Origin of the sequence: Bacillus sp. NPDC094077, assembly GCF_050279465.1 — a bacterium.
Classification (GTDB): Bacteria; Bacillota; Bacilli; order Bacillales; family Bacillaceae_G; genus Bacillus_A.
The window spans coordinates 189,676-204,456 of record NZ_JBNNUF010000005.1; the positions used below are offsets into that span (position 1 = coordinate 189,676).

Genomic DNA, 14,781 nt, shown 5'->3' on the forward strand with positions numbered 1-14,781 from the left:
TGGAATAGAGGTAGAAAAAATGAGACATTGTTCTAATTGTGGAAGAAAAATTCAAGATTATGATAATTACTGTACAGGTTGTGGCCATAATTTAGAAAAAGTAAAAAAAGATGATTTTGCGACTGAAGTAGATAGTAAAGAACAATTACCTGTAAAGAGTAAGATAGTTATGTTATGGGAGAAGAAAGTAGTAAAAGGAGGTTTACTTGCTTTCTTAGTTATCGTTAGTAGTATCGTACTTATTTATATGAATTCATCTCCGTTTCATACAATGAAGGGTTATTGGTATACGGAAAAATACCATAATTATATTCAAATTCGAGAAATAAATGATGAGTATATTGAAATGGTCTTTTATGATAAAAGGAGAAAAGAAAAAGTTATTCAAGGGAATGTCGTAAATCATAAACGAGATACTGTGAATTTCTATGTGACTGATCGTGGGAAAAACGTAATGGCAACATTAGAATTAAAAGATGGAATGCTGTATTATTTTAGTCCAGAAGATACTGCTTCAGGAAGAATGGAATTTACAAAAGGGACGGAAGAGGAATTTAATAATTTCTATAACGTAAAAGGCATTTATAATTCGAATTAAATCTCCTATTTTCTTCAATTTGACACATACTAGTAAATAATGATATAAAGAAAAGTATATGAATAATTGAGCGTGGAAAGGGAGAAGTAGTGATCATTTCCCTGTTTTAGAGAGCTGATGGTCGGTGGAAATCAGCACATAGATGATCGCGAATTACGCCCCTAGAGCATCTTTTTTCGATTGAATTGTATTCAAAAGGGAAAAGACGGTGTTAAGCCGTTATGTAAATAAGGTGGTAGGCTTTTTTTGCCTGCAACTAGGGTGGTAACGCGATAATCAAGATCGTCCCTTATTTGAAGGGGCGATTTTTTTATGTTTTCAACATTCACGCCAGTAATGAACTTAAAGGAGAGTATGTAGGATATGGGTATTTTACAAGATCTTGAATTTCGCGGTCTAATTAATCAGCAAACAGATGCTGAAGGCCTTGAGCAATTATTAGAAAAAGAAAGCGTTAAATTATACTGTGGTTTTGACCCAACAGCAGATAGCTTACACATCGGTCATATGTTACCAGTATTAATGTTACGTCGTTTCCAATTAGCTGGTCACCAACCAATCGCACTTGTTGGCGGTGGAACTGGTATGATCGGTGACCCAAGTGGTAAAAAGGCAGAGCGTACATTAAATACGAAAGATACAGTTGCTTACTACACTGAAAGTATTAAAAACCAACTTTCAAACTTCTTAGAGTTTGAAAATGTGGACAACCCAGCAACAATGGCTAACAACTATGACTGGCTTGGTAACTTAGATGTAATTACATTCTTACGCGATATCGGTAAAAATTTCGGTTTAAACTATATGTTAGCAAAAGATACAGTAGCATCTCGTTTAGAGACTGGTATTTCATTCACTGAGTTTAGTTACATGATTTTACAATCATACGACTTCTTAAACCTATACCAACAACATAATTGCCGTCTGCAAATTGGTGGTAGTGACCAATGGGGTAACATTACAGCTGGTCTTGAATTAATTCGTAAATCAGAAGAAGATGCGAAAGCATTCGGTTTAACAATTCCACTAGTTACAAAATCTGACGGTACGAAGTTTGGTAAAACAGAAGGCGGCGCAATTTGGTTAGACCCAGAAAAAACAACTCCTTACGAGTTCTACCAATTCTGGATTAACACAGATGACCGTGATGTAGTTAAATACTTAAAATACTTCACATTCTTATCTCATGAAGAAATTATTGAGCTTGAGAAGCAAGTAGCTGAAGCGCCAGAAAAACGTGCAGCACAAAAAGCATTAGGTTCTGAAATGACAAAACTTGTTCACGGTGAAGAAGCATTAGAGCAAGCAATTAAAATTTCAGCTGCATTATTCAGCGGTTCTGTAGCAGAACTTACTGCAAGCGAAATCGAGCAAGGATTCAAAGACGTACCATCTGTAGAACGTACTGCAGAAGATACAGTATTAATCGACTTACTTGTAGAAAGCAAAATCTCTCCATCAAAACGTCAAGCACGTGAAGATGTAACGAACGGTGCAATCTACGTAAACGGTGAGCGTACACAAGCGTTAGATTACGTTGTAACAGAAAACGACCGCATCGAAGGTAAATTCACAATCATTCGCCGCGGTAAAAAGAAATATTTCTTAATCCGTTACTAATAAAAAGCTTTGAGGAGTTAAATCCCTCAAAGCTTTTTTGTTTTAATCTCCTTTTCGAGTTCATACGGAAATCACATGTAAGCGGTATGATAAACGTATAACAAATAGAAAGGAGTGGTAAAACGAAATGTCACTAGAAGCGCTCATTATTTTTTCTTTGCTAAATGCGGGTCAGCTTGCAGAGAACACGAAGGTTGATATACATAAAGAGCAGAAAGATGCTTATGTATATGTTCAAAAAGAGGAAAATAAATAATTTTATTTTATATATAAACGACAAAAAGCCAACCCAGAGGATTGGCTTTTTGTCATTAACAAGAGTAGAACTCTATAATAAACAAATGAAGTTCAAGGCATATCTTGAAAATGCAGTGGTGTTTGTAAGTTATATTCCAATGTAAAGAGAAGTGGATGTAATAGATACTATTCTCCGTATCTATTACATCCATATTCTTAGTTAAATTTACGTACCTGAACTTTAAAATTAGTCATTATCATGTGGTGAATCAGAACTATGGTCATTACTTTCTGAATGATCCTGAGCATTTTTCATAGACGCTGTAATAAATGCTGTTGTCATCACAGCATTCATCCAACTTGCTTCAGCATCATTAGCATTTGTTCCTGGTTCGTTCTGATTACCGGTTTCTTGTGTTGAGGAATGATTTTTTAATTCTTTTTCAATAAATTTGTTATGTTGCTTCTTCCTGCCAAAAATCTTCATGAATACTTGCATTATAAAGCATGCAATGAAGACTATTAGAAGAAAGAAAAAGAAAATTAAGGACAGATTAATTATCTCCTCCATATTTATACCTACTTTCTAATTTAAGAGATAATGAATATCCTTAAATGAATTAGCATTCTATATTTTGTAACATCAGTATACCGGTCATTAAGATGTTCAGTAAGAATACAATATATGTACTATTAAACGATAACAAAAAATACAGTACAATAAAACATTATGAGGAAAATAGATAAAAGTAAAATCATTCTGAACAAAATAAGACTTTGAATAAATTTAATTCATGAATCCAAAAGAGGAGTGGTTTGCTTCTCTTTTATTTTTGAAATGAGGTGGTAATTTGAGTCCTATTAAACTTTACAACAAACAATTACAATTAAAAGCATATCTTGAAAATGCTTTTAAAATACCTTATGAGTAGCGGTTTAATACAATTTGGACGGCTGCTTTTTTTGTGTAAAAACTTTGTTATTAGAGATGCTAGTATGTTTTTAATCGATTTAGATTATTATGTTGTTATGGAAGAAATAGTTACGTTTATGGTTATGAAAGATTTTATAAATGATTTATAGTAATGATATAAGAAGTTGACGAAAGGGCAACTGATGCATGGTTGCTCTTTTATAGAATACGTCTTTTTTCAGCTTGTAAGGAAAAACTGTAGATATTCAAGTAACAAAAATATGTAAGAATAAATATGTGGACGCTCATTCCACGTTTTAATAGTAACTTCATATACAGGGAAGGTTTTTCCCTTCCTTTGAGCGTACGGCAAGATTTAAAAAATATATAATGTCGTATTCAGCTGTATGTTGAAAGGTGCGGAAGCACCATCCCTAATAAAATATTAGTGTATGAATAGAAAACTCTGTTTGTTCTTATGAATAAACAGGGTTTTTTATCGTTCAAGAGCAACTATTTGGTTGCTCTTTTTATTATGCAAAAATTACATAGGTGGTGTTAACAAAAAAATATAAAAAAGTAAATAAAAAAAGAAGGATATAAAAATTTTTAAAATGTATAAGAGCAGCATAAACAATATTATTTTGAAAGAAGGTTTTTATTTACGGGAATTTTATTGGATGCTTCATGGATGGTACTGGTAACATTTTTAGCAATTGGTTTCTTTTCAGCGGTTTATTATTATTTTGGCCTGAACGAATCATACAAAAAGAAACTAAAGAAACGAGATTACGAATGGTGGAGTTTTTCATGAAAACATCTATCCCTCGTATTTTAGAAGAGGAACGTGAAGTGAAAGAGGAGAGAGGACAGAAAAGGGAAGGAGTAATAAAGGTAAAGTATCATAATTCATTTTCTTATTCTGTTTATACTTACCCATTTCTATACACACGCCAGCCTTTTTTGTTTTGGCCCCAAACTGGCCCCAATTACATTCTTTTTTATACCTTATCGTGCATTATTAAATAAAATAAAAAAAGCCCAGGCCCCTTGATAAACAAGGTTCCTAAGGCTTTTAATACGACTCTTTGCAGAGTACCGAGATTAACGAGAGTAGAACTCTACGATTAATGCTTCGTTGATTTCAGCTGGTAACTCAGCGCGCTCAGCGTGACGAGTGTAAGTAGCTTCTAATTTGTCAGCATCGAAAGTTAAGTATTCTGGTACGAAGTTGTTAACTTCGATCGCTTCTTTAACAACAACAAGGTTGTTAGATTTTTCGCGAACGCTGATAGTTTGACCAGGTTTTACACGGTAAGATGGGATGTCTACGCGAGCGCCATCAACCATGATGTGACCGTGGTTTACTAATTGGCGAGCTGCACGACGAGTGCGAGCTAAGCCCATACGGTAAACTAAGTTGTCAAGACGAGCTTCAAGAAGGATCATGAAGTTTTCGCCGTGCTTACCAGGCATTTTACCTGCTTGGTCAAATGTGCGACGGAATTGACGCTCAGTCATGCCGTACATGTGACGAAGTTTTTGTTTCTCTTGTAATTGTAAACCGTATTCTGAAAGTTTCTTACGTTGGTTAGGACCGTGAGGACCTGGTGCGTAAGGGCGTTTTTCTAATTCTTTTCCTGTGCCGCTTAGAGAGATTCCAAGACGACGAGACAGTTTCCAAGCTGGACCTGTATAACGAGCCATAGTTGACTCCTCCTTTAAAATGTTTTTATTTACGTAAAATAAAAACAGACGTAATCGATATTTACGGGCATTTTGTTTTCATGTACCTTCGCTCCAGCAGCAGGGAGTTACGAGATACACCTCCGTAGAGGAACAAAATACAAACGATAAACTCACATTACAAGGCTGCCTTTTTATTTTACACAAACGCTATTATATCTTTTACCTACACTTTCGTCAAGCGAGTACATTTTTGTTTTATGCATATAAATTTTGGGAATTAATTAAGAAGGAATTTAAAACAATATAAAAGAAAAGATAGAAACACACATAAAACGCTTACATAAAATGAAGTAAAACGTTCATCAAAGTTTTATTGATGGATATACGGCAATAAAAACATAAGGGGGATGTTTTTATGAAAAAGAAGCATATGGAGACAGCGTTAATTCATCACGGTTATACATCTGAGGAACATAAAGGAAGTTTAACACCACCTTTATTTCAAACGTCTACATTTACATTTGAAACTGCGCAGCAAGGAGAGGCGAGTTTTGCGGGAGTAGATCCATCTTATATTTACTCAAGGCTTGGAAATCCGACTGTGAAATTATTTGAAGAACGTATGGCGGTGTTAGAAGGCGGAGAAGAAGCGCTTGCCTTCGGATCCGGTATGGCAGCTATTTCAGCAACGTTAATTGGTTTTCTAAAGGCTGGAGATCATATTATTTGTTCAAATGGATTATATGGATGTACGTACGGCTTTTTAGAGGTGTTAGAAGAGAAATTTATGATTACGCATTCGTTTTGTGAGATGGAAACAGAGGCTGATATTGAAAATAAAATTCGTCCAAATACAAAGCTTATTTTCGTTGAAACACCGATTAATCCGACGATGAAGTTAATTGATTTAAAACAGGTGATCGGGGTTGCGAAGAGAAATGGCTTACTTGTCATTGTTGATAATACGTTTTGTTCACCTTATTTACAAAGACCACTTGAACTTGGCTGTGACGCTGTTGTGCATAGTGCGACAAAATATATTGGTGGTCACGGTGATGTTGTAGCGGGTGTAACAATTTGTAAAACGAAAGCGTTAGCTGAAAAAATTCGCCCGATGCGAAAAGATATCGGTGGTATTATGGCGCCGTTTGATGCGTGGTTATTGTTACGCGGATTAAAGACGTTAGCGGTAAGAATGGACCGCCATTGTGATAATGCAGAAAAAATTGTATCGTTTCTGAAAAATCATGAAGCGGTAGAAGGCGTTTGGTATCCAGAAGGGGAGTTAGCATCTCGCCAAATGAAACGTGGCGGCGGCGTTATTTCTTTTTCAGTAAAAGGCGGAAAGGAAGAGACGCAAGCGTTTATCAATGACCTTCACTTTATTACAATTGCGGTAAGTTTAGGGGATACAGAAACGTTAATTCAGCATCCAGCAACGATGACGCATGCGGCAATTCCAGCTGAACTAAGAAAAGAAATGGGCATTTTCGATAATTTAATACGTTTATCTGTCGGTTTAGAATCGTGGGAGGATATCGTTTCTGATTTAGAGCAAGCGTTAAAGAAAATATCTACTGTGAATCAATAAAGTGAAACTTTAATCAGTGGGGGTTTTTTCCATCCCCAGCTGATTATTAGTTGAACCAATCGGGCTTTTACGGGCAGTTGCCTCCTACCTAGCTTCCTCGCACTCGCCCAATTTTGAGGTGGGAGCCTTACTGCCCGCAAATAGCGGGATAAAAAAAGAGTGAGCTATCGGTTTTGTACAGAATGTACTGAATCGATAACTCGCTCTTTTCTTGTTACATATGTTTTAGGAGTGTTTCCACAAACTTTTCTAAATAGCGCTGATCTACTTCGTCAAAACGATTTTTTTCAGGGCTATCAATATCAAGTACACCAATGACAGTTCCTTCTTTTATAATCGGTACAACGATTTCCGAATTAGAAGCACTATCGCAAGCGATATGTCCTGGGAATTGGTGAACGTCCGCTACAAGCTGCGTTGTTTTCGTTTCAGCTGCTGCGCCGCAAACGCCTCGTCCAAATGGAATACGCACGCAAGCGGGCATTCCTTGGAATGGTCCAAGAACAAGCTGATTTCCTTCTGTTACGTAAAAGCCAACCCAATTAACGTGATCTAAAAATTGGTTTAATAATGCGGACGCATTTGATAAGTTTGCGACTACGTTTGATTCGCCAGTTAATAACGCATCCAGTTGTTTAATTACTGTCTCATATTGCTCTTCACGAGATCCTGCATAACTTTCTTTTGTAAACATGGAAACAACTCCCTTTTTATCGAGATGTGTAAAATAATAGCAAAATACGATGTATTTCACATGACTTTGTCGATAGAAAATTAAAGGAATTTGTCTTAAAAGTCAAGAAATTTAAACTATAGCTGTTCAGTGAGGGGAAGTGAGCGCATGAAACAGACGAAACAAAAAGTAATTGATGCGGCAATATCGTTGTTTAATACGAAGGGTTATGACGGAACATCGGTGCGAGACATTGCAAAGCGAGCGGATGTGAATGTAGCGAATATTTCATATTATTTTGCTGGAAAGCAAGGTTTATTAGAACAGCTTATTACTGATTTTTTAGAAGGATATATTCACGTAATCGAAACGTCATTTGAACAGAGAGAGTATTTGTCGGCTAAAGATGTGATGGTACAAATGGTGCGCGGGATTTTACGATATCAATTTGATAATAGGGAATTGACACGTTTCTTCTACCGAGAACTTTCGCTTGATACGACATTAATTCGTGAAGTGATGACCGTTTATTTTTCTAAAGAAAGATATTATATCGAGCAAATTATTAGGCAGGGACAAATGAAGCAAGAGTTTCGAAAAGTATCTTTTACAATGTTTATGACGCAATTAAAAGGCATGATAAATATGCCGTTTTTATATCCGCAGTATATATCAGAAGTGCTACATTCTTTTCCATCCGAGACATTTTTCTTAGAAATGTATACGAAGGAAATTGAGCAATGGATGGAACAAGCATTATGCAAAAAGAATATGTACTACGAATTGCCACGAGCTGTTCATATGTGAACCCCCCCCCACCTAACGAACTGAGGTGGGGATTTTTGTAGTTTCTTTTCTTTGCCATAAATTGTTGCATAATAGCGCAATAATTGTTAATGAGGCGCCAGCAATTTCGATTTTGTCGACTGTATAACCTCGAAAGATGGAACCGATAAGAGCAAGTATAGGAACTAAATTCATAAATAATATGCCGTTAATAGATGAAATATAGCGATTTCCCATATTCCAGCAAAATACAGCGATAACGCCTGCAATAATAGACATATAAAAGAGTTCAAAACGAACGCTCACAATTGTGCGTAGTGATGGTACAGTAACGATGTTTGTGTAAGTTAATACAGTGACAATAACGATGAGTGACATCGAACCGAACAAACAAGTTAACGTTGTATATCGAAGTGGTGACCAAGATTGAAAACGAGCACCACCATTCGTGTAAATGACCCAGCAGGTAACGCCGCATAACATTAATATATTCGTGGATAAGTGACTTGCAGCTCCAAACAATAAGTGAATATCTCCTTTTGAAATAACAAGCATAACACCGAGTAATGCGACGAACATACAAAGAAATGTGTAGTTTTGTGGGCGTTTGTTTTTTGTTATCCACTGTAATAATAAGGAAATTAGTGGCATAAGAGACTGAATCATAGCCGCATGGATTGCTCCGGAGGGTCCGGCAAGTTGTTGTCCGTAGAAAACGAGAAAACCATATCCAGCAAAACCGACTGTTCCGTAAAAGAATAAAGAAAGTATTCGTTTCTCTAAGCGGAGCGAATGTTTCCCTTCAGTGATTAATAGCAAAATAAGAAAAATAATTGCTGCTGATCCATAGCGGATCGTTGTGAAAAAGAAAGGATCAATAAATTGTAAGGCATTTTCCATTACAGGAAACATAAATCCCCAAGCAGTTACAGCAAGTAAGCATAGGAGGAATCCAAGTAGCATTTGTTTTTTGTTCAAGAGTACCATTCTCCTTTACATTTCGTTATAGTAAGTTGATGAAATAAGTATAAAGAGTAAGTATTTATGGAAGGAAATATCGATTTTTTATAACAGTTATAACTTTTTGTTAGAGGTGTATATGATGGATTTGGAGGCAGTACGATCATTTATTGAAGTAAAGCATACGCGAAGTTTATCAAAGGCGAGTAAGCTTTTACATATTTCACAACCAGCGCTTAGTAAACAGATTCAAAGATTAGAAGCGGATTTAGAGATTACTTTATTAAAACGTTCCGCTCAAGGAGTAGAGTTAACAAAAGCTGGAGAGTTATTTATAAAAAGAATGTTACCGATTTTGGAACAAATACATGAAGTGAAAACGGAAATGAAGAAATATCAAGAGAAACGGAAAATCTCTATAGGTATATTGCCAAGTTTAGCGGCGCATTACATATCGAAATGTAAAGATATATTAGGTGATGGATTCGAAGTAGAATGGAAAATTGAGCACACGAAAGTATTAATGGAATTGTTTAAAGCACGGAAGATTGAAGCGATGTTCGTCGATTCAGTAGTAGAAGGCGCTACATGTATAAAAGAAATGCGGGAAGAAAAAATCGTTTGTGTAGTTTCAAATGATCATCCTTATAAAGAGAAAACAATAATCCGAATGGAAGATTTGCAAAATGAAAAGTTAATCGTATACCCAGAAATATGTGATGTAAGGAGAATGATTATGAACATGTTTCAAGGTATAGGTGCGAAACCAATCATTGCATTTGAAACTTCTTATGCAGAACCGATGCTTGCGATGGTTGAAGCTGGACTGGGTATCACTTTACTTCCAGAAATGTCAGTAGAGCAAGCGGTAAAGCGGGGGAATGTGCATGCGATTTCTGTTGAACCCCCACTCATGCGGAAGATTTATTTTGCATCTCATATGAAAGAGTGCTTGTTATTACAATCATTTGATGAGGATCGGTAGTCAAGTGGACGGAAGGTTGAGAAAGATTACAATTACATTGAAAGAAACATGAAATTTTAAAAAAACTAGGTCAAAAACACGCCATTACATGGTATGATTAGTACATTGTTAGTTGTTAAATATAGGGGAATTCCCTTTTTATACATAATGCCTTCCATTTCATAAACGGAACGGACAAAAAAAGAGATATAACTAGGAGGCTTTTTTGCATGGATTCTATCCTGACGATCGTTATCATTGTAGTAAGCTCTATTCTAGTGCTGCTCATGATAGAGCTTGTGATAAGAAATCGTTCATATAAAGATATTGAAGCACTGGAGCAGTGGAAACAAGAAATAAAAGATAAACCTGTGGCAGATGAATTAAAACGGGTGAAAGATTTAAATATGACAGGTCAAACAGAAGAGCTGTTTGGTAAATGGCGTGAAGAGTGGGATGAAATTGTAACAACAACTCTTCCGAAAGCTGAAAAAGATTTAGGGCAAGCGCGAAAATTCGCCTCGCAATTCTCCTTCCGAAAAGCAAAGCATGCGATGAACGAATCCATAAGTGGTTTAGATGACGCTGATAATCGTATTACTGATATTTTAAATGAATTACAGCAACTGTTAGAAAGCCATGAGAAAAATAGCTCGGAAATTGAAGGGTTACGTGATACATATCGTAGTATGAAAAAGAGTGTTCTTGCTCATAGACATATGTATGGAGCAGCTGAGCAGAAAATTGAAGAGATGTTAGATGTTGAATCGGAGAAGTTCAAAACTTTTGAAGAGGCAACAAATAATGGTGATTATTTAAAAGCGAGAGAAATTGTTATTAGTTTGGAAGAAGGTTTAGCTAATTTAGAAATCATTATTCATCAAATTCCAGATTTATTGGTAGAGTGTCAAGCAACGTTACCGGTTCAACTGGAAGATTTATTACACGGCCATAATGATATGGTAAGACAAGGTTATGTATTAGATTACTTGGAAATCCCTAAAGAAGTCCGCGATATGACGAAACAACTACAAACATGTTTAATGGATATACAGGAGCTTCATATAACGGAAGCGGCTGAAAAAGTGGAAAACTTAAAAACTCGTTTAGACGGTTTCTATGACCAACTTGAACAAGAAGTACATGCGAAACATTATGTAGAGCAAAAAACACTTTCCGTCTATGAAGATTTAGAAGAACTTCGTGAAGAAGCAATTGAAACGAAAGCAGAAACACAACTTGTGAAACAAAGCTATCAGTTACAAGATAAGGATATTGAGTCTCAAAAAGTAATTGAAAAGCAAATGCACATTTTAATGAAACGTTTTGAAGTGATGCAATTACGCGTTGCTGAACAAGATATTGCATTCTCTATTATTCGTGAAGAACTAGAAGAGGTTTATGAGCAATGTGAAACGTTAAAAGTGCTTCATGCAGAATATAAAGAAATGCTACAAGCGATGCGTAAAGAAGAATTTGAAGCACGTGAGAAGTTACAGGAAATGCGAAATACAATTTTAGAAACGAAACGCTTTATGCAAAAGTCGAATTTGCCAGGTCTTCCAGAGAGCATCATGGAAGATTTACAAAGAGGGCAAATGGCAATGCAAGCTGTATATGAACAATTAGAAGTAAAACCGTTAAATATGAATGCTGTAAATAGCAGTTTAGAAGAAGCATACACAACTGTTAACGGTGTAGCTGAAATGACAGAAGAGTTAATTGGACAAGCGTATTTAGTTGAAAAATTAATTCAATACGGCAACCGTTACCGCAGTCATGATGAAAATCTTGCAGAAAGCTTAAATTATGCGGAGAAATTATTCCGTGAATATCAATACGATGCAGCTTTAGAACAAGCGGCTTCTGTACTAGAGCAACTTGAACCTGGCGTTGTTCAAAAAATAGCTGAATATGTAGACAATGGACAAACCCTTTCATAAAGGGTTTGTTTTTTTGTGTAATTTTGAAGGCGATGTTGCTATAATGAATAGCGGAATACAGTAAGGTTATTCGTTTCAAAATAAAGTGAAACTTTAATCAGTGGGGGGCCATCCCCTACTGATTATTAGTTGAACCAATCGGGCTTTTACGGGCAGTTGATCTCCCACCTAACTTCTTTGCTCCAGCTGAATTTTGGGATGGGAGTCTTACTGCCCGTTAATGCGGGATAAAGTGAAACTTTAATCAGTGGGGGCATTCCCGCTAATTAGTAGTCTTCACCAATCGGGATAAAACGGAACCTTTGAGTAGTCTTAGCGTAAATACACGTATTTATGATATGATTATATGATGTGATAGCGCTGAAAGGGGAAGAACGATGATCTATTTTGATAATAGTGCGACGACGAAGCCATATCCAGAAGCTCTTCAATCGTACGTAACGGTTGCTGGGAAATATTTTGGTAATCCTTCTTCTATTCATTCGCTTGGAGGAGAGGCAGAGCGTCTATTAACACAATCAAGAACGATTGCAGCGCAGCTTCTTCACGTTAAACCTTCTGAAATTATTTTTACATCAGGTGGAACGGAAGGGAATAACCTTGCGATTAAAGGGATAGCGATGAGGAATCGTTCGCGCGGCAAACATATCATTACAACAAATATTGAACACGCGTCTGTGTTTGAGGCATATAAGCAATTAGAAGAACTCGGGTTTGATGTAACCTATTTACCGGTTAACGAGCATGGTGTTGTATCGGTAGAGGATGTGAAGCGAGCGCTTCGTGAAGATACGATTCTTGTGTCAATTATTCATGTGAACAACGAAACTGGAGCAATTCAGCCCGTTGCTGAAATTGGAACGTTATTATCGAATTATCCGAAAATAAGATTCCATGTGGACCATGTACAAGGGATAGGAAAAGTACCGCTTGATTTATATGCTTCTCATATTGATCTTTGCTCAATATCTGGACATAAATTCCACAGTGTAAAAGGGACGGGTCTTCTTTACGTACGTGATGGCGTAAGATTAGATCCGATTTTATCAGGTGGTCAACAAGAGCTCAAGTATCGTTCAGGTACAGAAAACTTACCTGGTATTGTAGCGATGGTGAAAGCACTTCGTATGACGATGGAACAAGTGAAAGAAAAGGTAGCTCATTTGCAAAGTTTACAAACAGAGCTTGTCCGTTTCTTTAAAGAGCTGGAAGATGTAACGATTAATACATCACTTGCATATGCAGCACCACACATTTTAAATGTGTCGTTTGTCGGTTTAAAACCGGAAGTGGTTGTTCATGCTTTAGAAGAGCACGGCGTATATGTATCAACGAAGTCTGCTTGTTCTTCAAAAGCAAATGAAGTGAGCAGGGTGTTAGTGTCAATGGGAGTACCGCATGCTGCTGCTGCAAGTGCCATTCGTATTAGTTTGGCACCGGAAAACACGATGGAAGAAGTAAAACAATTTGAAGGTATTGTAAAAGAGACAATGCCAAAATTATATGAAGTGATGAGGTAAAGAAATATGATGACATATGAATACATTTTAGTTCGTTACGGAGAAATGACGACAAAAGGTAAGAACCGTTCTAAATTTGTAAGCACATTAAAAGATAACGTTAAGTTCAAACTGAAAAAATTCTCAAATATTAAAATCGATGCAACACATGACCGTATGTACATCCAGTTAAATGGTGAAGATCATGAAGCGATCTCTGAAAGATTGAAGGATGTATTCGGTATTCATAAGTTTAACTTAGCGATGAAAGTACCATCAGAATTAGAAGACATTAAAAAAGGTGCATTAGCAGCTTTCTTACAAGTAAAAGGCGATGTGAAAACATTTAAAATTACTGTACACCGTTCTTATAAGCATTTCCCGATGAGAACGATGGAATTATTACCTGAGATTGGTGGACATATTCTAGAAAATACAGAAGATATTACAGTAGATGTTCATAATCCAGATGTAAATGTACGTGTCGAAATTCGCAGTGGCTATAGCTACATTATGTGCGATGAGCGTATGGGAGCTGGCGGTTTACCAGTTGGCGTTGGCGGAAAAGTAATGGTCCTTCTTTCTGGTGGTATTGATAGCCCAGTAGCAGCGTACTTAACGATGAAACGCGGCGTATCTGTGGAGGCAGTTCACTTCCATAGTCCACCTTTCACAAGTGAGCGTGCAAAACAAAAAGTAATCGATTTAGCACAAGAATTAACGAAGTACTGTAAACGTGTAACACTTCACCTTGTTCCATTTACAGAAGTGCAAAAAACGATTAATAAAGAAATTCCATCTAGCTATTCAATGACAGTTATGCGCCGTATGATGATGCGCATTACAGAGCGTATCGCAGAGGAGCGTAACGCACTTGCAATTACGACTGGAGAAAGTCTTGGACAAGTAGCAAGTCAAACACTAGATAGTATGCATACGATTAATGAGGTAACAAACTATCCAGTTGTTCGTCCGCTTATTACGATGGATAAATTAGAAATTATTAAAATCGCTGAAGAAATCGGCACATATGATATCTCAATTCGTCCATACGAAGATTGCTGTACAGTATTTACACCAGCAAGCCCAGCTACAAAGCCGAAGCGTGAAAAAGCAAATCGTTTTGAAGCGAAATACGATTTCACACCATTAATCGAAGAAGCTGTAGCGAACAAAGAAACAATGGTATTACAAACGGTAGAAGTAGTGGCGGAAGAAGAAAAATTCGAAGAACTTTTCTAAAACCATAAATTACCATATCTAAAATATGTATGAAGTCATGTTGTTTATCACACTCTATACTCACAA

At 36.5% G+C, this 14,781-nt stretch carries 15 protein-coding genes and 1 other annotated feature; of the genes, 11 read left to right on the top strand and 4 right to left on the bottom strand.

The genetic code is table 11. From position 1 onward, the window contains the following. The first annotated feature begins 19 nt into the window (after positions 1 to 19). From ACQKNR_RS15145 to ACQKNR_RS15155, 3 genes are all read left to right on the top strand, one after another. Positions 20 to 598, top strand: coding sequence for a zinc-ribbon domain-containing protein (locus ACQKNR_RS15145; RefSeq protein ID WP_427318609.1), 579 nt, complete (start codon positions 20 to 22; stop codon positions 596 to 598). Positions 599 to 662: 64 nt separating this feature from the next. Next, positions 663 to 891: a binding site (T-box leader), on the top strand. 70 nt (positions 892 to 961) lie between these two features. Further along, a complete protein-coding gene (tyrS, locus tag ACQKNR_RS15150; RefSeq protein ID WP_242213598.1) occupies positions 962 to 2,218 on the top strand; it encodes a tyrosine--tRNA ligase in 1,257 nt (418 codons plus the stop codon). A 127-nt stretch (positions 2,219 to 2,345) separates the two neighbouring features. After that, the gene (locus tag ACQKNR_RS15155) at positions 2,346 to 2,474 is read left to right on the top strand and encodes a hypothetical protein (RefSeq protein WP_002112286.1); all 129 of its coding nucleotides are present in this window, start codon (positions 2,346 to 2,348) and stop codon (positions 2,472 to 2,474) included. Positions 2,475 to 2,702: 228 nt separating this feature from the next. Here ACQKNR_RS15155 and ACQKNR_RS15160 read toward each other — a convergent pair whose 3' ends face one another. Further along, positions 2,703 to 3,026 carry a hypothetical protein gene (locus tag ACQKNR_RS15160; RefSeq protein ID WP_427318610.1) on the bottom strand — a complete coding sequence of 108 codons (324 nt, stop codon included), beginning with the start codon at positions 3,024 to 3,026 and terminating at the stop codon, positions 2,703 to 2,705. Positions 3,027 to 4,059: 1,033 nt separating this feature from the next. Between ACQKNR_RS15160 and ACQKNR_RS15165 the strand changes: the two genes are divergently transcribed. After that, positions 4,060 to 4,182, top strand: coding sequence for a hypothetical protein (locus ACQKNR_RS15165; RefSeq protein WP_427318751.1), 123 nt, complete (start codon positions 4,060 to 4,062; stop codon positions 4,180 to 4,182). Continuing rightward, positions 4,179 to 4,397, top strand: a complete 219-nt coding sequence (locus tag ACQKNR_RS15170) for a hypothetical protein (protein WP_427318752.1) — start codon at positions 4,179 to 4,181, stop codon at positions 4,395 to 4,397. The genes ACQKNR_RS15165 and ACQKNR_RS15170 overlap by 4 nt, the downstream gene beginning before the upstream one ends. Positions 4,398 to 4,472: 75 nt before the next feature. On the opposite strand, the gene rpsD is transcribed toward ACQKNR_RS15170, so the two are convergent. Beyond that, a complete protein-coding gene (gene rpsD, locus ACQKNR_RS15175) occupies positions 4,473 to 5,075 on the bottom strand; it encodes a 30S ribosomal protein S4 (protein WP_000135311.1) in 603 nt (200 codons plus the stop codon). 397 nt (positions 5,076 to 5,472) lie between these two features. Here rpsD and megL point away from each other — a divergent pair, with 397 nt between their 5' ends. After that, on the top strand, positions 5,473 to 6,648 hold the full coding sequence (megL, locus tag ACQKNR_RS15180; protein ID WP_427318611.1) for a methionine gamma-lyase: 1,176 nt from the start codon (positions 5,473 to 5,475) through the stop codon (positions 6,646 to 6,648). A 214-nt stretch (positions 6,649 to 6,862) separates the two neighbouring features. Here megL and ACQKNR_RS15185 read toward each other — a convergent pair whose 3' ends face one another. Further along, complete coding sequence (locus ACQKNR_RS15185; protein ID WP_427318612.1) at positions 6,863 to 7,342, bottom strand: GAF domain-containing protein; 480 nt, start codon at positions 7,340 to 7,342, stop codon at positions 6,863 to 6,865. A gap of 147 nt (positions 7,343 to 7,489) precedes the next feature. Between ACQKNR_RS15185 and refZ the strand changes: the two genes are divergently transcribed. Next, positions 7,490 to 8,128 carry a forespore capture DNA-binding protein RefZ gene (gene refZ / locus ACQKNR_RS15190; RefSeq protein WP_427318613.1) on the top strand — a complete coding sequence of 213 codons (639 nt, stop codon included), beginning with the start codon at positions 7,490 to 7,492 and terminating at the stop codon, positions 8,126 to 8,128. A gap of 12 nt (positions 8,129 to 8,140) precedes the next feature. Here the strand turns inward: refZ and ACQKNR_RS15195 are convergent, their stop codons facing one another. Next, entirely contained in the window at positions 8,141 to 9,085 is a 945-nt protein-coding gene (locus tag ACQKNR_RS15195) for a DMT family transporter (RefSeq protein WP_427318614.1), read from the bottom strand. A 124-nt stretch (positions 9,086 to 9,209) separates the two neighbouring features. Between ACQKNR_RS15195 and ACQKNR_RS15200 the strand changes: the two genes are divergently transcribed. From ACQKNR_RS15200 to thiI, 4 genes are all read left to right on the top strand, one after another. Next, positions 9,210 to 10,052, top strand: a complete 843-nt coding sequence (locus ACQKNR_RS15200) for a LysR family transcriptional regulator (protein WP_427318747.1) — start codon at positions 9,210 to 9,212, stop codon at positions 10,050 to 10,052. Between the two features lie 209 nt (positions 10,053 to 10,261). Further along, positions 10,262 to 11,974 carry a septation ring formation regulator EzrA gene (gene ezrA, locus ACQKNR_RS15205; RefSeq protein ID WP_427318615.1) on the top strand — a complete coding sequence of 571 codons (1,713 nt, stop codon included), beginning with the start codon at positions 10,262 to 10,264 and terminating at the stop codon, positions 11,972 to 11,974. A 377-nt stretch (positions 11,975 to 12,351) separates the two neighbouring features. After that, a complete protein-coding gene (locus ACQKNR_RS15210) occupies positions 12,352 to 13,494 on the top strand; it encodes a cysteine desulfurase family protein (RefSeq protein ID WP_427318616.1) in 1,143 nt (380 codons plus the stop codon). Positions 13,495 to 13,500: 6 nt separating this feature from the next. Then, positions 13,501 to 14,715 carry a tRNA uracil 4-sulfurtransferase ThiI gene (gene thiI / locus ACQKNR_RS15215; RefSeq protein ID WP_427318617.1) on the top strand — a complete coding sequence of 405 codons (1,215 nt, stop codon included), beginning with the start codon at positions 13,501 to 13,503 and terminating at the stop codon, positions 14,713 to 14,715. The last annotated feature ends 66 nt before the right edge of the window (positions 14,716 to 14,781 follow it).